At 39.0% G+C, this 17,783-nt stretch carries 17 protein-coding genes and 1 other annotated feature; of the genes, 12 read left to right on the top strand and 5 right to left on the bottom strand.

Annotated features, from left to right (window positions below; all coding sequences use genetic code 11):
* Positions 1-136 precede the first annotated feature (136 nt).
* Together gloB and EF384_RS04155 are read left to right on the top strand one after the other, a co-directional pair.
* Positions 137-841 (top strand): hydroxyacylglutathione hydrolase, encoded by a 705-nt coding sequence (gene gloB, locus EF384_RS04150; protein ID WP_123779727.1) that lies wholly within the window; start codon positions 137-139, stop codon positions 839-841.
* Positions 842-1,193: 352 nt separating this feature from the next.
* Positions 1,194-2,684 carry a carbon starvation CstA family protein gene (locus EF384_RS04155; protein ID WP_123779728.1) on the top strand — a complete coding sequence of 497 codons (1,491 nt, stop codon included), beginning with the start codon at positions 1,194-1,196 and terminating at the stop codon, positions 2,682-2,684.
* 90 nt (positions 2,685-2,774) lie between these two features.
* On the opposite strand, the gene EF384_RS04160 is transcribed toward EF384_RS04155, so the two are convergent.
* Positions 2,775-3,479: a VIT1/CCC1 transporter family protein gene (locus EF384_RS04160; protein WP_123779729.1), complete on the bottom strand. Its 705-nt coding sequence runs from the start codon at positions 3,477-3,479 to the stop codon at positions 2,775-2,777.
* A 156-nt stretch (positions 3,480-3,635) separates the two neighbouring features.
* Positions 3,636-4,640 carry a DUF1002 domain-containing protein gene (locus EF384_RS04165; protein ID WP_123779730.1) on the bottom strand — a complete coding sequence of 335 codons (1,005 nt, stop codon included), beginning with the start codon at positions 4,638-4,640 and terminating at the stop codon, positions 3,636-3,638.
* Between the two features lie 454 nt (positions 4,641-5,094).
* Between EF384_RS04165 and EF384_RS04170 the strand changes: the two genes are divergently transcribed.
* On the top strand, positions 5,095-5,589 hold the full coding sequence (locus EF384_RS04170) for an Lrp/AsnC family transcriptional regulator (RefSeq protein ID WP_123779731.1): 495 nt from the start codon (positions 5,095-5,097) through the stop codon (positions 5,587-5,589).
* Positions 5,586-6,758 (top strand): aminotransferase class I/II-fold pyridoxal phosphate-dependent enzyme, encoded by a 1,173-nt coding sequence (locus EF384_RS04175; protein ID WP_123779732.1) that lies wholly within the window; start codon positions 5,586-5,588, stop codon positions 6,756-6,758. The genes EF384_RS04170 and EF384_RS04175 overlap by 4 nt, the downstream gene beginning before the upstream one ends.
* Positions 6,759-6,907: 149 nt before the next feature.
* Here the strand turns inward: EF384_RS04175 and EF384_RS04180 are convergent, their stop codons facing one another.
* Both EF384_RS04180 and EF384_RS04185 read right to left on the bottom strand, forming a co-directional pair.
* On the bottom strand, positions 6,908-8,296 hold the full coding sequence (locus EF384_RS04180) for a putative glycoside hydrolase (RefSeq protein WP_233570028.1): 1,389 nt from the start codon (positions 8,294-8,296) through the stop codon (positions 6,908-6,910).
* A 30-nt stretch (positions 8,297-8,326) separates the two neighbouring features.
* Positions 8,327-8,932: a YkyA family protein gene (locus tag EF384_RS04185; protein WP_123779734.1), complete on the bottom strand. Its 606-nt coding sequence runs from the start codon at positions 8,930-8,932 to the stop codon at positions 8,327-8,329.
* A 298-nt stretch (positions 8,933-9,230) separates the two neighbouring features.
* Here EF384_RS04185 and EF384_RS04190 point away from each other — a divergent pair, with 298 nt between their 5' ends.
* The 3 genes from EF384_RS04190 (at position 9,231) to EF384_RS04200 (ending at position 11,933) form a co-directional block, all read left to right on the top strand.
* The gene (locus EF384_RS04190; RefSeq protein ID WP_123779735.1) at positions 9,231-10,223 is read left to right on the top strand and encodes an alpha/beta hydrolase; all 993 of its coding nucleotides are present in this window, start codon (positions 9,231-9,233) and stop codon (positions 10,221-10,223) included.
* Between the two features lie 61 nt (positions 10,224-10,284).
* Positions 10,285-10,983, top strand: coding sequence for a zinc metallopeptidase (locus EF384_RS04195; RefSeq protein WP_123779736.1), 699 nt, complete (start codon positions 10,285-10,287; stop codon positions 10,981-10,983).
* Positions 10,984-11,141: 158 nt separating this feature from the next.
* On the top strand, positions 11,142-11,933 hold the full coding sequence (locus tag EF384_RS04200; protein WP_123779737.1) for a DUF975 family protein: 792 nt from the start codon (positions 11,142-11,144) through the stop codon (positions 11,931-11,933).
* A gap of 96 nt (positions 11,934-12,029) precedes the next feature.
* Here the strand turns inward: EF384_RS04200 and glnA are convergent, their stop codons facing one another.
* Complete coding sequence (glnA, locus tag EF384_RS04205) at positions 12,030-13,364, bottom strand: type I glutamate--ammonia ligase (protein ID WP_123779738.1); 1,335 nt, start codon at positions 13,362-13,364, stop codon at positions 12,030-12,032.
* 216 nt (positions 13,365-13,580) lie between these two features.
* On the opposite strand from glnA, the gene EF384_RS04210 reads away from it, so the two are divergent.
* The 5 genes from EF384_RS04210 (at position 13,581) to tyrS (ending at position 17,678) form a co-directional block, all read left to right on the top strand.
* On the top strand, positions 13,581-14,273 hold the full coding sequence (locus EF384_RS04210; protein WP_123779739.1) for a DUF554 domain-containing protein: 693 nt from the start codon (positions 13,581-13,583) through the stop codon (positions 14,271-14,273).
* 70 nt (positions 14,274-14,343) lie between these two features.
* Entirely contained in the window at positions 14,344-14,949 is a 606-nt protein-coding gene (locus tag EF384_RS04215) for a cyclodeaminase/cyclohydrolase family protein (protein ID WP_123779740.1), read from the top strand.
* 177 nt (positions 14,950-15,126) lie between these two features.
* On the top strand, positions 15,127-15,807 hold the full coding sequence (locus EF384_RS04220; RefSeq protein WP_123779741.1) for an NAD(P)H-dependent oxidoreductase: 681 nt from the start codon (positions 15,127-15,129) through the stop codon (positions 15,805-15,807).
* Positions 15,808-15,818: 11 nt separating this feature from the next.
* The gene (locus EF384_RS04225; RefSeq protein WP_123779742.1) at positions 15,819-16,031 is read left to right on the top strand and encodes a hypothetical protein; all 213 of its coding nucleotides are present in this window, start codon (positions 15,819-15,821) and stop codon (positions 16,029-16,031) included.
* Between the two features lie 103 nt (positions 16,032-16,134).
* Positions 16,135-16,353, top strand: a binding site (T-box leader).
* Positions 16,354-16,415: 62 nt separating this feature from the next.
* On the top strand, positions 16,416-17,678 hold the full coding sequence (gene tyrS, locus EF384_RS04230; protein ID WP_123779743.1) for a tyrosine--tRNA ligase: 1,263 nt from the start codon (positions 16,416-16,418) through the stop codon (positions 17,676-17,678).
* Positions 17,679-17,783 lie beyond the last annotated feature (105 nt).

A 17,783-nucleotide genomic window follows, 5' to 3' on the forward strand; every position in this document is an offset into this window, starting at 1 on the left:
GATGGTTTTGGGATTTTTTGAAAATTTATTTTCACACATTGAAAATTGTTGCGAAATAGCTGAGCATTTTCATGGGATATGGTAATATAGGGATGAAAAAGACATTTGCCGTATGCGTAAAGTGAGGAGTAATAAGATGAATATTTTTCCAATTCGGGCACTAAGTGATAATTATATTTGGGTCATTGAAGATGAAAAACAATTGATTATCGTGGACCCAGGGGAAGCAAAACATGTACTATCTTATGTGGCAGCTGAAAAGCCTGAAGCTATGGCGATTATTTTAACCCATAAACATCATGATCATGTGGATGGGGTGGCTGAGATTGTCGCGCAATACCCTGATACTAAGATTTATGGGCCGCGTGAGATTGAAGGCTTTGATATGACCTATATTGAAGATGGGGACCAATTTACCGTATTAGGCCATGAAGTCACAGCCTTATTATCTGCAGGACACACAGAAGGCCATCTGTCTTATATGGTGGACAGTTTGTATCTATTCTCTGGCGATGCGATGTTTTCAGCCGGATGCGGTCGTGTATTCACAGGGGATTACCAAGCAGAATTCGATGCTTTAGAAACCTTTAGCCGTTTAGACGAAGATGTGGCTGTTTTCGCAGGTCATGAGTATACCTTAACCAACTTACGATTTGCCCACTCAGTCCAACCAGAAAATGAGGTACTAGCGGAAGCCTTGGCGCAAGTGGAGACAGTTATCGACTCAGAACATCCAACTTACCCATCAACAATCGGCCGTGAGAAAGTGATTAATATCTTCATGCAGGCTGCAGATGTGCAGGAATTCAAAGCCTTACGCGATTTACGTGATCAATTTTAATGACCGCAAAGCATCCTTTAAAGGGTGCTTTTTTGTTGGTTCAAATTGCTGGAAAACCTATACAAAAAATAAGACAATTTTGTACTTATATGAATGTATTTAATGTCAAAATAAAAATCCTAAGCCAAGAAAAATTGTGATATAGCAACAGGCACGAAAGCCTTAAATAATAGGTGTTTTGCACAATTAATGATAGGGAAACATCATAAAATATCTTTATATGTATAAATGTATTTTATATTTAATATGAACGTACAATTGACTTAATTAATTAGCTATAACTATAATGAATATGTGCAAACGCTTGCAATTTTTGCAGGGGACGCAAATTGATTTAAGGGAGGAAATTTTTATGTGGACATTTATTATTGGTGTTGCTGCATTGATTATCGGTTATTTCACATATGGGAAATATATCGAGAAAAATTTTGGGCCAAATCCAGACCGTGAAACACCGGCTGAGATACTTAGAGATGGCTTAGACTTCGTGCCAATGCCTAAATGGAAAAATGCAATTATTGAATTATTAAACATTGCCGGTACCGGTCCTGTATTCGGACCAATCATGGGGGCATTATATGGTCCAGTAGCTTATATTTGGATTATTTTTGGGTGTATTTTCGCCGGAGCGGTTCATGACTACATGTTGGGTATGGTTTCATTGCGTAACAATGGGGCACAATTACCTGTACTAGCAGGGAAATACATCAACAAAGCAACCATGCACGTAGTTAACTTATTTGCTTGTTTATTACTACTGTTAGTAGGTACAGTATTTGTTTCTTCACCAGCAGCTTTGATTCAAAGTTTATTACCAGCTGGCGTTCCGTTATTATTGATTATTGTGCTTATCTTTATTTACTATTTAATTTCTACAGTCTTACCAATTGACCAAGCAATGGGGAAAGTTTACCCATGGTTTGGTGCGATTCTAATCATTTCATCAATTGCCATTGGTCTAAGCTTAATTTTTGGCGACCATACAATGGTGGAATTAACGCCAGCTACACTAGATAACTTCCATCCAAAAGGTTTGGCTATTTTCCCAGGGATTTTCTTCACCATTTCATGTGGTGCCATGTCTGGATTCCATGCGACACAAGCACCTATGGTATCTCGTACAATGGAAAATGAACGCGAAGGTCGCTTCACTTTCTACGGTATGATGATCGCTGAAGGTGTCATCGCCATGATTTGGGTGGCTGCATCATTAGCCTTATTCGACGGTCAAACCTTAAGTGGTATGATCGATGCGGGTACTGCTTCTGCAGTTGTAAATGCTGTTTCAATCGAGTTATTAGGTAGTTTCTTCGGTACAATCGCTATCGTAGGTGTTATCGTATTACCATTATCATCTGGTTTATCAGCATTCCGTTCATTACGTATCATCGTTGCAGACTACATCAACGTGAAACAAGATACATTACCTAAAATTATGGCAATCACTATTCCGATTTACGTGATCTCATTCTTCTTAACATTCGTAGACTTCAACATCTTATGGCGTTACTTCAACTGGGCTAACCAAGTTACAGCTGTATTAGCCTTACTTGTAACAACCCGTTACTTATTCTTGAAAGGTAAAAACTACTTCGTTACCTTGGTACCAGGGATCTTTATGCTATACGCCGTTGTCGTTTACCTATTGAGTGAACCAATCGGATTTGGCTTAGGTTTAAGCAACCTCGCATACTGGGGTGGGGCAGCCATTACCTTAATTATCCTAGCCGTATATTGGAAACAAGGGGTTGACCAAAAAGCGAAATTAGATCCGTCAGCTAAATTAATTAATGACCAACTTTCTATTCAAACGCTTTACCCAGACTTAGTAAATGACAAATAATTGTTAAAAAATACCGTCGCAGTCAACAATGGCTGTGGCGGTATTTTTGCGTTCACTATTTACATTTACAGGTTTACTAATCGTCAACCGCTAGCCACCTAGGATTACCCCAATGCCATAGGCAACAAGTGCGGCTGCACCCCCAATTAAGAGCATTTCCATACCTGATTTAAACCAATTAGTATGGGTTAGGCGTGATTTTGACGCACCTAGGATAAAGAGGGTAATAGCCGTTAAAACACATGCCACAGCGAATGTATTGGCCATCAAGAAGGTGTTCATTGAAGCAAACACATAGGCAATTAACGGAATAAAACCATAAATCAAGAATGAGAAGAAAGTAACTAAGGCATTACGCATAGGATGGGTTTCTATTTCTTCATCCCCAAACTCACTATTGATCCGTTCTTGTTCAAAAATGTTCGGATAGTTGGCTAAGGTAGATGAAATTTGGTCGGCATCTGCTTTAGAGACGCCTTTACTTTGGTAATTTTCAGATAGTTTAGTGACTTCAATTGCGAAGTCACTTTGAAAATCCAAACGACGTTTTTGGATCGCATTCTGTACAAATTCCCCTTCAGATTTACTAGACAAATAGTCGCCGACTGCCATGGATAAACCATCAGCCAAGAGGTTGGCGAAACCTAGGATAATGACGACCTCCAAGGATAGTGCACCACCGGTAGCACCTGCAACCACGGCGAAGGTGGTGACGATGCCATCTAGGCCACCATAGACCATACTTTTCACGTAATTGCCGTTCATTAAAGATTCTTTTTTCACACTATCATCCATATGCAAAGCCTCCCTTGTTATATTCTCTTTATTATAAGGCCAGATTGACAAAATTGCGTTATTAGTTGTTTGCATCATGCTGAGAAAATAAAGAAAAAGTCCCCGACGGCTAGATATGTATGGAAATCTAGTCGTTGAGGACAAGTTTGTTTCAGATTATTCGGCTGTTGATTCGCTAGTTGCATCGCTACTAGAACTGAAGCTTGTACCAAAGATGTTATCTACGATAGATAGGATGCGATCCCAAATACCAAGAGAGTCTTCTTTCAATTGTTCAGTATCGGTGTTGGCAATTGCTGAGCTTGCTGTTTCAGCTACATTGCTAGCAGCAGTACTAGCTGCATCCGTTAATGAACTTGCAAGGTTTGATAACTGTGTTTTTTGTTCTTCAGTTAATTCAAGCGCAGAGAAGTTTTGCATTTGATCAATGATGGCTTGAATGTTTTCTTGTGAAATAACGCCATCTAAATTGTAGTTGTTGATGACATTATTCACGATAACGGTAATTTCATCAACTGAAATACTACCACCGTTTTCGTCTTTCAAGCTCGCTACTTCAGATTTGATGTCAGCAATGGCTGCATTTAAATCTGCATCTGAATAGCCTTCAGTATCTTGGTTTTCTTCAGTAATAGAAGATGTAACGGCTAATTCATCTTGGGCTACTTCACGAGCATCCGCGTCTAAGGTTTGGCCAGCACTTTCAAAGGCTTTATAAACACCGGCTAAGGCACCAGAACCATCTACTTCAACAGCTGATGCAACTTTGATGTTCACATCGATTGCACCGGCAGTGATTGCCGCATTTTCGTATTGGGCTTCGGTGATGCTTGTAATTGTATCTGGTGTGGCGATTTCTACCGTTACACCACCGTCGTTATCTGCAGCCGTGATATAAGCTGATGAATATACTTGAGAATAAGGATAGCTATCTTGCAATAAATCGTTTAATTCGCTAACTTGGACTTCAATTTCTTCAGTGCCATCTTCAACACCTAATAATGATTTTGTTTCTTCGAATTGACTGTCAGTTAATGTCTCTCCATACGTAAACATTGGATCAATTGCGACCCGGTCGGCTGACTTACTTGGTGCTAAAACGGCTAAACCTAGCGCTAACACACCACTCGTCAATGCTAATCGTTTTGTAAATTTTTCCATGTTCTATTTCCTCCTACTAACCTGGCAGGCACCCAATGTGCTTTTGGTTGGTACACTCATTCTACCATGTTTTGAAAAAGAGATTTTTAGGAAATAATTAACAAGAATGTAAATAAATTTAAAGAATGAAATAGGATGCGAGCGCGGGCGTTTAGACAGGGAGCACTGGAGGGAATATGCAGTAGCAAGTGAAACTTGCTGCAAATATTTCCGAAGTGGAGGCCTGTCTGCCCAAGCGAGCTCAACTTTAGGATGTGAGAAAAGCGTTCAATCAGAGCAAGAATAATACCGTTCCGAATGGTTTTTATCCAATAAAGAGTATATTTTTGTTATAATAAGGAAGGCGCATGCAAAGAAAAGCAAAATTTTTCTTAAAAATGCTTAAAATAAGTGACAAGCTGTCAGTTTAAAAGTATGATTTAGGCTACAGCGCAGATTTTTGGAGGGATATAAAATGGATATTGAACAGAAAAAAGAAATGTTACGCATTTTAGCACAAGATGCTCGGCTAGCACCCAAAACAATCGCCAATATGATTGACTCAACCGAAGAGGAAGTAGTCGCTCAAATCGAAGCTTACGAAAACGAAAACGTTATTGCTGGTTACCACACAATGATTAACTGGGATGTTGCAGATGACAACTTACTATCAGCAATGGTTGAAGTAAATGTCGACTTACATCACGGCGTATCTTACAAAGAAGTAGCAGAAGCAATCTATGAGTATGACCAAGTAGAATCACTTTACTTGATGTCAGGTGCTTATGATTTCTTATTATTGACGAAACGTTTGACTATGCTAGATATCTCTAAATTTATTTCAAAACTCGCTTCAATCGATGAAGTTAGCGCAACAACAACACATATTGTAATGAACCGTTATAAAGAACAAGGTGTCGTTTATAAGGACATTGAAGAAGACGGTGGACGAATGGTGATTTCACAATGACAAAATCTCAAAATCAAACCGTATTAGACATGCAACCCTCTGGTATCCGACGTTTTTTCGATATTGCTAATGAAATAGAAGGTGTCATTTCATTAGGGGTAGGAGAACCAGACTTTCCAACACCTTGGCCAATCCGTGAAGAAGCAATCCGGTCAATTAAAAAAGGTAAAACCTACTACACTGCCAATGCCGGATTAATTGAATTGCGCCGTGCAATTTCAACCTATCTTTCAAACAAATACGACATCCATTATGATGCACAAACAGAAGTAATTGTGACAGTTGGTGGATCAGAAGCGATTGACTTAGCTTGTCGCGGCCTGATTAACCCTGGTGATGAAGTACTTGTGATGGATCCTTCTTACGTTTCATACGTACCTTCAATTGAATTAGCAGGTGGTATTCCAGTGCCAATTCAATTGCCAAGTGAACATGATTTCATCTTGCAACCTGAAGGTATTGAAGCAAAAATTACGGACAAAACCAAAGCCATTATCTTAAACTATCCAAATAACCCCACAGGTGCAGCAGCATCTCGTGAAGAACTAGAAAAAATTGCGGACGTTATCAAGAAACATGATTTATACGTGTTAACTGATGAAATTTATTCTGAAATTTGGTATGCCAAAGATAAATACACTTCTATCGCGTCATTTGAAGGGATGAAAGAACGTACAATCTACATCAATGGTTTTGCCAAAGCCTTCTCTATGACAGGTTGGCGTATTGGTTACCTATGTGGTCCTGAAGTATTGGTAGAACAAATGTTAAAAGTACATCAATTTACCATTATGGCAGCACCAACGGTATCACAATATGCAGCAATCGTTGCCTTAGAAGAATGTGACAATGAAGTAGAAGCGATGCGTAAAGACTACCTACAACGTCGAAACTTCCTATTAGGTCGTTTCCGTGAAATGGGTATTCCATGTTTCGTACCACGTGGTGCCTTCTATACATTCCCAGACATTCGTGAATTCAACATGACCAGTGAAGAATTTGCCTTAGCTTTACTAGATGCTGAAAAATTGGCCGTAGTGCCAGGTACAGCCTTTGGTGAAGGTGGGGAAGGTTTCCTACGTATTTCATACGCATACTCAATTCGTGAATTGACGATTGCCATGAATAAAATTGAAGACTTTATCACGAAATTACGTAATCAAAAATAATAAATATGAAAACGGTCGGAATCTGTAGAGGTTCCGATCTTTTTTGTAGCTTCATTTTTGAACCATCTGCCGGAACCAGTCTGATCGTTGTCATTTATCAACAACAAAAAACGAGCCTGATATCAAAATCAGACTCGTTCATCGCAATATTATTTGTAATCTACATCGGGTGAGTATTCGTTGGCTGCATCCCAAAGTAAGTATTCAGTGGCGCCGTTATCAATGACAGCGTCAATTTGTTCCTGTACTTCAGCAGGACCGTATTCTTTCCATGTGCCATCCGCTAAGTATGAAGCGGTAAAGTCTTGTAACCATGGACGTGATTTAGCCGGTGAATCCAACTCTTGCATCAATGCATTTTCTTTTTTCATATAGGCATCTACAACTTCATATGGGTGTAAGTCTGGATAATCCAATCCAAAGTAGCCTGGTCCCCAGTGTGAAGGGTAGATCATGGCTGAGATAGCATCCACGTTTTCAGCCATCATGTTAAAGTTTTGGCCGATACCTGGTGTAGCCACCACATCCGTTACATAACCAAACATATCCGCAGATACTTCTACGCCATAAGGTTTCAATTCCTCACGGGCATAGGCTAAGAAATCAGCGATAACCATTTGACGGGCTTCAGTTGAATCCTTACCGTATTCAGCATAGTCGCCCATATCATAAGTTAAGCTTTCACCGAACATCTCGAAGGCTTCAGGGAAGCGTACATAGTCAAATTGAATATCCTTAAATCCAGCACGTGCTGCGGCTTTGGCTGTTTCCACTAGGTAAGCCCAGTTATCTTTGTTGTATGGATTTAAGAAGGCGTCGCCACCATGGTTGGTCCATACTTGGCCATCAGCTGTTTGGAAGCTACGTTCCGGTTCTGCCTTCGCTAGGTTAGTATCTTTAAAGGTTGTGATACGCGCGATTGGATAAATTTGCTTGTCTTCAAAAGTTTGCATCAAAGTTTTGCCATCAATGGCATCAGTTTCAGCAGCATTCACGGATGCATCTTCGGTTGGCAGGTCCATGGTGATGTTTCCATAGTCATCTTTGACATCTAGTACAACAGTATTTAGGTTGGTGTTATCTAGTAAAGCCATATTTTGTTCATATAAAGTAGGGTTGGTTGCACCATCAGCAGAAAGGTAAATCCCTTTAACACCTTCAGCGGGATAGGCAATGTCATAACCTGAATCGTAAACAAATTTATCTGGAATTGTTTCAGGTGTGGCTAATAAATCATTTTGGTTAGCCGACAATTCCGGTGTTGCTTCAGTATCCTCATTCGATACACTTGAGGAAGCAACAGATTCACTACTTGCACTCGATGACGTGCTAGTTGCTTGACTAGACGTTGTCGAAGCTGACTCATTTGCAAAGTTCATATTCGCCAAGCCGTACCAATCGGTTTTTATACCGAAAATAAGCAATAAACTGACTAGCATAGCCACGACGAGCGACAATACTAACTTCCAATTAAATTTAGGCCCTTGTGGGGTTGGTCGTTTTGATGGTGTAGGTTGATTTGATTGATTTTGGTCCAAAATATTGGCCTCCATTCTTCTTCAATAACATTAGGCTTCAGGATCTTCAGCTAACTTGGCTAAATTAGGTAAGACTTCAGCCAACAATTCCTGAGCAGTTTGGTATTGGCTATTGATGCCAGTCATACCATCTGTGAAAACAGTTAAGTCACTATCTTCAGCAGCAAGCTGTTGATAATAATCATTCTCTGCATCTAATACAGCTTGATAGTTTTCAACATAGCCGGCCATCTGTTCATCAACAGTTAACACGAGATTGCGCATTTCACTGAAATTAGAAAAGTCTTCTTCCGCAGTGAAGTCAGTTTCATCAAATTTCTTTAAGGTAGCCGCTTGATTATGTAGGTTTTCATAATCCTCTTTAAGGGTTTCAAAAGCATCTTGGCGGGCTATTAAATTCGCACGCGTTTCACCTTGGCCACCCTCCGCCATATTGGCTAAACTTTTATCTGCAGCCAAATCAGTTTCGAAGTCAGTTTGTAAATCAGCTTCATTGGTCTGAATGATCTGCAAGGATTCGGTCATATCATTGGCTTCCTGCTGTGCCTGACTGATCACCTGGTCGGGTGTGGCACCACATGCAGAAAGAAGGAGGATGCTTAATCCAGCTACCATTAGACTAGCTTTTTTCGTCATAATTCATTTGTACTCCCATCTAACAAATTTTGGTATATAATAACTAATAAATCATATCATTATTTTATCATACGTGATTTTCTAATAATTCTCAAGAATTTTCTAAGTTCGGTCTTAAGTCCCTATTAAGCAGAAAGATATCCGTTATAATAATAGATAAGAAAATCTAACCATCGGATGACAATTAAAAACCTATTTTAACAGTCATAAAAGTGCTTTCATATAAATGGACACTAAGATTTAACTAAAAATTACATTAAATCATCAGATTGAACGATGAATTGAGGAGTTGTAGACCATGAGCAAAAAGCTAGATAACGCCAGACTATGGCGACTAGGACTTGCAGCGGCTGCCACTGGTATTGGCTACGTATACCATGCCATGAGCCAAGAACGGTCATTAAAAAGCAAAGTAATCCAAGGCGGCTTACGTGTAAAGAAGGAGGCGGATCGTTTTATGCCAACAGATAAAAAAATCCAAGCAACCGAAGCGTACGCCAACCGTCCCAAAAATCACGAAGACCTATTTTTTATCACACGCGATGATAAGGCCCAAATTCTTCGTGGGAAAAATGGTGTACTCATTGATTTAGAAACAAATCTATTGTCGTCAACTACTGCAAATCCTTGGATTATATATTTCCATGGTGGTAGTGGTATCGATACCTTACAAGAAAAGGAATGGCGCTTTGTGCAGAAGTTGGCCAAATCATTTGATGGTCAAGCCAACGTTTCTGCAGTATTAATTAAATCCTTTGCCAACCAAAGCATTATCGATGAAGCAAGACGCATCAGCAATCTGATACATGAGATGGCGAAACAATTGGGGCGCAGTCTAGAGGATGTTTACTTTGTGTCGAGCGACACGGGGGCCATTCCAGCTTTATTGACGGCTGATTTCCTAGTCCAAGATAAGTTGAAAATCAAGCGCGTATTCCTTTTATCACCATGGCTAAATGGTACGTTCGATGACGTGACCGTGAATCCTAAAGACGTGGTGTACGATGCGACGCGTGTGAATGCGATTAAGACTTTGTGGAGGCAAAAGAATCCGGCCCTAAACTATGCCAAGATGCCAACTGAAGAGTTGCCGGCGATTGATTTCGTGAATGGTACTGATGATAGTTTTGCCTGTGATGGGCATTGGCTGCACAAACGTTTACGTGCCCACAACCAACAAAGTAATTATTATCAATTTGAGTTTATGCATCATCAATTTTATTTAGATCAAATTCCAGAGAGCCAAGAAGTGATTGATATTATTCACCAACAAATTATTGCAGCTGAATAGGGCTGTCCATATTGGTTCTAGTGGATGAAACTGCTATAATAAGCCTTAAAGGAGTGATTTTATGATACCTGGTATGTATTTTGACTGGACCATCGTCCTCATTATTATTGGTGGGGTTATTGCAAGTATCGCAAGTGCGAATGTAACCCGCACATTTAATAAATATAGTAAATATACAACTGAAAAAAGAATGACTGGTACCCAAGTTGCAGAATATATTTTGCAATATTCAGGTATTACGAATGTACGTGTGGAGCGTATTGCAGGGAATTTAACTGACCACTACGATCCAACAAATAAAGTATTACGTCTTTCAGATGCAACCGCTGATTCGACTTCAATCGCAGCCATTGGTGTTGCTGCCCATGAGTGTGGTCACGCTGTGCAAGATGCGCAAGGCTATTTCTTTATGACGTTGCGTCAAAAAATTGTTCCAATTGTAAATATTGGATCTAATTTCTCTTGGCCAATTTTGATTATGGGTGCAATTGCAGGATTCAATGAAACCTTAATTAATATAGGTATTATTTTATTTGCCTCAACTTTGATTTTCCAATTGGTTACTTTACCAGTTGAATTTGATGCGTCAAACCGTGCTTTAAAAATCATGGAAGAGGGTAATATTTTAACCGCTAGTGAATTACCATATGCCCGTAAAACGCTACGTGCTGCTGCCATGACATATGTTGCTGCAGCGATTGCTGGTGCTTTATCGCTTTTACGTGTCTTGATTTTATTTGGTGGTCGTTCACGCGATTAATTGTTCAACTGACATCCCCTTCAACAACCTTGGACGAGTTCGGTTCAGGGTTGTTTTTTTGTGAAATAGGTCCTAGGGTTGATGTCAAAATAGTAAGATTTGGTAAACTATGTGTATATTCGATACGATTATCATCTATAAAGAGGAGGTGGCAAACATTGAACGGAGATAGCAAACAACAAGCAAAAGATACACTCGTGCATAATCGAGCCTGGTTCATCATATTTACCTTGATTTTTGCAGGGCTATATTGGGTCCTAGGACTAGTGCAAGCAGCAATTACAGCAAGTATTTTTCCAGTAATCATCGTCTTTCTATTATTCAATTTAGTGTTCTTCGCGGGTACGGAAATGGTTTATTTACGGTCTTTGATGATCAAAAATAACCAACAATCCTTGCACTTTTTCCGTGACATGGTGCGACCATTTTTCAATGATGCCTTACGTTATGGCTGGGCCAATTTCATTAAAGGGGTTTATCTTGTACTTTGGTCACTCGTATTCTTTTTTCCAGTCATCTACAAATGGATGGCCTATGCATTAAGTAACTTTTTGATTATAGATTTTCCTTTGTTGTCGACCAATGAAGCAATTACTGAAAGCCGTCGCTTAATGCGTGGTCGAAAGGGCCGTTTTATCTGGTTACATATCCGATTTATCGGATGGTTCATCTTAATTCCAATTACCTTAGGTTTAGCCTATTTCTATGTGAAACCATACTATACCTTGGCTTTGATTAACTTCTATGAACAAGCCCTAGAAGAAGATGGCTACCCAGAAAAAATTAGAAGGTTTGAAGCTGGGGATTCAGCTTCTACTAATCGCCACCGTCAAGAAGTGAAGCGACCACGCAGAAAAGTGTATATCACTAAGCGAAAACCACAAGAACCAACACACACATACAAACACACCGACTATCAATATGACGACGACAGTTGGGATGATTTTTAATAAAAGAAAAGGGTGTCGATGAAAATGATCGACACCCTTTTTATATTTGATTGCACAAAAAAACCGCCGAAGCGGTTTTTTTAGTACATTGTAGGATTAATATTGTTCTAAGTAAGTGTTCAATTCCCAGTCTGTAACTTGGTGTAAGTACTCTTGGAATTCAATACGTTTGCTTGATAAGAAGTTAGCAGTGATGTGTGCACCTAATGATTCTTGTACAACTTCATCTAATTCTAATTCGTCTAATGCACGAGATAGAGAGTTAGGTAATTTGTCGATACCACCGTTTGCTAATTCATCAGCAGTCATTTTGTATACGTTACGGTCGATTGGTGCAGGAGCAACCATTTCGTTTTCGATACCTTTAAGACCAGCACCTAAGATAGCAGCTAATGCTAAGTATGGGTTAGCTGCTGGGTCAACTGAACGTAATTCAACACGAGTTGATTTACCACGTGCAGCTGGGATACGGATTAGTGGTGAACGGTTACGAGTTGACCAAGCAATGTTTACTGGTGCTTCGTAGCCTGAAACTAAACGTTTGTAAGAGTTAACGATTGGGTTAGCAACAGCAGTAATTGCTTTTGCATGTTCTAATACACCAGCGATAAATTGCATAGCTGTTTCAGATAATTGGTTATCAGTATTTGCATCGTAGAATACGTTTTCGTCACCTTTGAATAATGACATGTTGCAGTGCATACCTGAACCATTGATACCATAAATTGGTTTTGGCATAAATGTTGCATGCAAGTCATATTTACGCGCAATTGTTTTAACGATTAATTTGAATAATTGAATCTTGTCACAAGCGTCAACAACGTTTGCGTATTTGAAGTCAATTTCATGTTGTCCGATAGCAACTTCATGGTGAGAAGCTTCTACTTCAAAACCAAGGTCTTCAAGGACAAGTACAATTTCACGACGGCAGTTTTCACCTAAGTCTACAGGTGCAACATCAAAGTATCCACCAACATCATTTACACGAGTTGTTGCATTGCCATCTTCACCGATTTTGAAAAGGAAGAATTCAGGTTCTGGACCTAAGTTGAATGAAGAGAATCCGAAGTCATCTAATTTTTCAACCATACGTTTTAAGTTACCACGAGGGTCACCAGCAAATGGTTCACCATCAGTTGTGTAAATATCACAGATTAAGATCGCAATTTTTTTGTCGTCAGATCCCCAAGGGAAAACTGTCCAAGTATCTAAATCTGGATATAGTTTCATATCAGCTTCTTCGATACGAACGAAACCATCGATTGAAGAACCATCAAAGGCCATTTCATTGTCTAAAGCTTTGTCCAATTGTGATACAGGGATTTCAACGTTCTTTAAGATACCGTTAACATCTGAAAAGGCTAAACGAATAAAATGTACGTTTTTCGCTTTTGCATCTTCAAAGATTGCTTCTCTTGTCCATTTTGACATAATTTTAACTCCTTTTTTTCTTCCTGGTTTTATACTACTTGAGTATTATCTACATAAAAATACATAATTGCAAGCGCAATTTTACGTATCGTGTTATAAAATGTAACATGAATATCATTTTGGAGCAAAATGTGACATTTACAACAGAAAGCACACACTTTTTGCTATAATAATGAAAATATTATGAAAAAATGAAAATGAAATGAGGAAGTATAGATGGTAATTTGGGGGGCAATTGTAAATGCCTTAAGTGTATTACTTGGTGGTTGGCTTGGGAGTTCGATGGGACATCTACTACTTGAACGTACGAGAAAAGGGATCATGACAGCAATTTCGTTAGCGATTGTCTTTATTGGTGTTCAAGGTGCTTTGGAGACAGAAAATTTAATCGTGATGATTCTCTCATTGGTTTTCGGTACACTCATTGGGGAATCTTTAGATTTTGAAGGAAAATTTAATCATTTCGCGCATCAATTACAGGAACGTTTTGCAGGTGATGGCGAATCAACTTTCCAAGAGGCCTTTGTTTCTTCCACATTATTTGTGGCTGTCGGCGCAATGGCGATTATTGGATCTTTGCAATCAGGATTATCCCTTGACCATTCTACTATGTACGCGAAATCCATCTTGGACTTTGTATTCATTTTTGTACTTTCATCAACTTTGGGCATAGGAGCTGCCTTTTCAGCGGTACCACTTTTTGTTTATGAGGCTGCATTGGCTATTTTAGCTTCATTTGTAGCACCATTTTTAGCCACCGAGGTAACAACCGAAATAGGGGCTGTAGGGTCATTGTTAATCATGGGGTTAGGATTTAATCTGATGCAGGTAACGGACATTAAAGTTATGAACATTGCACCATCTATGTTCATGCCAATCCTTATTTTGCCAATTTTAACGATGTTTTAACATTTTTAGAATGATATAAAGACAGACTAGTATATAATAGAGAAAAAAGGATTTAGGAGACGATTATTTCATGGAAATGTATGCATATATTGAGGACTTAGCATCTAGTAAATCAGCACCAGGGGGCGGTTCAGCAGCTGCCTATGCTGGATCAATGGGTGCAGCTTTGGGTAACATGGTATTAAACATTACGATTGAAAAACAAAAAAATGCCGATAAAGAATTATTGAGTGGCTTAGTTGCACATATGACGGCACATCAAAAAAACTTGTTCGACCTTGTGAAAGGTGATGAAGAAGCATCTACTCAATTATTTGATGCATACAAATTGCCGAAAGATTCTGATGAAGAAAAAGCAACTCGTTTACAAACTATCCAAGATGGTTTGAAGATTGCTACCGAAGTACCACTTGATGTTATGATGAATGCAACGCATGCATTAGAAATTATGATTCAAGTTGCTGAATTAGGACGTAAATCTGTTTTAGCAGATGTAACTGTGGGCACTTCTATGTTAAAAACAGCTGTCCTAGCTGCAAATGAAAATGTCGTTGAAAATGTTGAATACTTGAAAGATGCAGAGCTAGCAGCATCATTTGCAACACAAGCTGAAGATTTCATTGCGAGAACACACTTAGCGACAGAATTAATCGCTAAAAAACTAGAAACACGTTAATTTCAGTATTGATCAGGAGACCGGATTTGGATGCCGGTCTTTTTTGTTTGACTAATAAGTGCACATGTTCAAGCTTGATAGTATTTACATAATCAATTTGCAAGCAGTCTATTTGGAGAGGTTTCGTATTTTAGTTATGATGTAGTTAATCAAAACGACCAGAAAGTAGGTGGAAAAGTGGAAAGTGTGGTTTTCGGCGGCCATCCAGAAATGGAAACGTCAGCATCTCATCAATTTTTATATGCAGCTAGACCAGAATCAGTCCCTTTTATCCAAATTGAAAGACCTTTTACAGACGAGAATATTCACCAATATCAGACAGCAATTTTAAACGCAGACCGCTGGTTTCTACAATTTCCATTATTTTGGTATCAAGCACCAGGATTGGTATCAGACTTTATTCAAGAAGTGTTTTCAAAAGAATTCTTAGATCAAAATACGAAGGCTTTAAAAGATAAAGAATTTGGTGTCATTATTTCAGTAGGTGTACCCCTACGTCAGTACCAAGCCGGTGGACGTGAAGATGTGACCATTTCTGAATTGCTAAGACCTTTCCAATCTTTTGCTCGTGCGATTGGCTTAAAATATTTACCACCATTTGTTTTAGCACAACATTCGTATCAACCAGAGCACGTTCAGCAAGAAAATCTGGTACAATTTAGACAGTATCTACAACTGCCTACCCAAGCCAATTTTGCGAAACGAAATGCCTGGCTCATTGCATCATTACAAGAAATTTCTAGTGAATTTGATCAACCATTGAAAGACCAATTGAATTTGGTTGCAGATGAATGGTCAGATGCGATGGATAATTTAGCCGACATTGAAGCACAGTTACCGAAAACGACTTGGCGATAGGGGGAAAAGAAATGATTATTTTTAACTCGAGAAAGGATCTACTGATGGACGACAATCTATCTTGGACGGAAGCCATCATCGATGAAGCTGTCCAAAAGGCTAATAATTACGCAACGATTGCTTTATTAAAAAAAATCAAAGCTGAAATTGCAGAAACTGATAAACGTATCGCCCAAGCACAAGGAAAACTAGATGGTATTTCTTGGAACCACGAAGAGTGGTAGTATGCGCTTTTCACCCTGTTAAACAATCAAAATGACTTGACTTATTGAATGACAATGATAAAATGCCATTATGAAGCCTTTGCTTCACATTCAAATAGCCTTGTGCAATGCAATGATTGTGGCGTTCAGTGATGAGCGGAGTAGTGAGATATCTGGCAACAAGAGACCTAGTGGTTGGTGAAAACTAGGCAAAGATACAGCGCGAATTACCCACGGGAGCAATTTCTAAAGACGGCTAGTGCCCGTTAACGCACAAGAGTGGTTATAGTTCAATGTATCTATAACAATTTGGGTGGTAACACGGTAAACAATCGTCCCTGTACTAAGTTTTTGACTTGGTACAGGGATTTTTTTATTTTAACAAAAGGAAAAAGGAGCATATTCATGGATATTATTGAAGAACTAGAATGGCGCGGTGCCATTAATCAACAAACAGATGAAGAAGGATTAAAAAACTACATTAAAGATCACCAAATCAGCTTATACTGCGGGGTTGACCCAACAGGGGACTCGTTACATATCGGTCACTTAATTCCATTCATGGTCTTAAAGAGATTCCAATTAGCTGGTCACCGTCCTGTTATTTTAATCGGTGGTGCAACTGGTTCAATCGGAGACCCATCAGGTAAATCTGAAGAACGTAATCTACAATCAATGGAACAAGTTGAAGATAATGCACGCAAACTTGCTGGCCAAATGGAACGTCTTTTCTTGCAAGAAGAAGATGCGGACTTCCGTATGGTGAACAACTATGATTGGACAAGCAACTTATCCCTATTAGATTTCTTGCGTAACATTGGGAAACGTTTCAATGTAAACACCATGATCAAAAAGGATATTGTCGCTTCTCGTTTAGAAACAGGTATTTCATTTACTGAGTTCTCATACCAAATTTTACAATCAATGGACTTCTTACATTTATTCAAAAATGAAGATGTACGTTTACAAATTGGTGGGGCAGATCAATGGGGGAACATTACGTCTGGTCTAGAATTAATCCGTAAAGAAGAAGGACCAGAAGCCGAAGCCTTCGGACTAACAATTCCATTGATGTTAAAAGCAGATGGTACCAAATTTGGTAAAACAGCTGGTGGTGCAGTATGGTTAGATCCAGAAAAAACATCTCCATACGAATTCTACCAATTCTGGTTAAACCAAAATGATGCTGATGTTGTGAAATACTTGAAATACTTTACTTTCTTATCTAAAGAAGAAATTGATGCTTTAGAAGAAAAAGTGGCTACTGAACCTGAAAAACGTGAAGCTCAAAAAACATTAGCTGAAGAAATGACGCTATTTGTACATGGTGAAGAAGGTTTGAAAGATGCACAAACCATTACTGAGGCTTTATTCTCTGGTAATATTGCTGACTTGTCTGCAAAACAAATCGCTCAAGGTTTTGGTAACATGCCAGGATCAACTATGCCAAAAGAAGCAAACAACTTGGCAGTTTGGTTGGTTGACGCAGGTATCGAAGGTTCTCGTCGTCAATCACGTGAAGACATCACAAATGGTGCCATCTACGTAAATGGCCAACGTATCCAAGATGTAGACTACGAAATTTCTGCTGCTGATGCCATCGAAGGTCAATACATCGTGGTTCGTCGTGGTAAGAAAAAATACTTCCTTGTGACAATCGAGGGTTAATTTTCATCATATTATTCATAAAGCACTGTCTCTTAGTTGAGATAGTGCTTTTTTCTTTTTCAAAATACGATGCACTTGTTTTAGTGTGTGTCGTATACGTAACAA

The organism is Aerococcus agrisoli (genome assembly GCF_003797145.1).
Taxonomy (GTDB): Bacteria; Bacillota; Bacilli; order Lactobacillales; family Aerococcaceae; genus Aerococcus; species Aerococcus agrisoli.

Excerpts from the sequence above, each read along its gene's own strand:
- gloB (WP_123779727.1), top strand. The coding sequence starts at position 137 with ATGAATATTTTTCCAATTCGGGCACTAAGTGATAATTATATTTGGGTC.
- EF384_RS04155 (WP_123779728.1), top strand. The coding sequence starts at position 1,194 with ATGTGGACATTTATTATTGGTGTTGCTGCATTGATTATCGGTTATTTC.
- EF384_RS04160 (WP_123779729.1), bottom strand. The coding sequence starts at position 3,479 with ATGGATGATAGTGTGAAAAAAGAATCTTTAATGAACGGCAATTACGTG.
- EF384_RS04165 (WP_123779730.1), bottom strand. The coding sequence starts at position 4,640 with ATGGAAAAATTTACAAAACGATTAGCATTGACGAGTGGTGTGTTAGCG.
- EF384_RS04170 (WP_123779731.1), top strand. The coding sequence starts at position 5,095 with ATGGATATTGAACAGAAAAAAGAAATGTTACGCATTTTAGCACAAGAT.
- EF384_RS04175 (WP_123779732.1), top strand. The coding sequence starts at position 5,586 with ATGACAAAATCTCAAAATCAAACCGTATTAGACATGCAACCCTCTGGT.
- EF384_RS04185 (WP_123779734.1), bottom strand. The coding sequence starts at position 8,932 with ATGACGAAAAAAGCTAGTCTAATGGTAGCTGGATTAAGCATCCTCCTT.
- EF384_RS04190 (WP_123779735.1), top strand. The coding sequence starts at position 9,231 with ATGAGCAAAAAGCTAGATAACGCCAGACTATGGCGACTAGGACTTGCA.
- EF384_RS04195 (WP_123779736.1), top strand. The coding sequence starts at position 10,285 with ATGATACCTGGTATGTATTTTGACTGGACCATCGTCCTCATTATTATT.
- glnA (WP_123779738.1), bottom strand. The coding sequence starts at position 13,364 with ATGTCAAAATGGACAAGAGAAGCAATCTTTGAAGATGCAAAAGCGAAA.
- EF384_RS04210 (WP_123779739.1), top strand. The coding sequence starts at position 13,581 with ATGGTAATTTGGGGGGCAATTGTAAATGCCTTAAGTGTATTACTTGGT.
- EF384_RS04215 (WP_123779740.1), top strand. The coding sequence starts at position 14,344 with ATGGAAATGTATGCATATATTGAGGACTTAGCATCTAGTAAATCAGCA.
- EF384_RS04225 (WP_123779742.1), top strand. The coding sequence starts at position 15,819 with ATGATTATTTTTAACTCGAGAAAGGATCTACTGATGGACGACAATCTA.
- tyrS (WP_123779743.1), top strand. The coding sequence starts at position 16,416 with ATGGATATTATTGAAGAACTAGAATGGCGCGGTGCCATTAATCAACAA.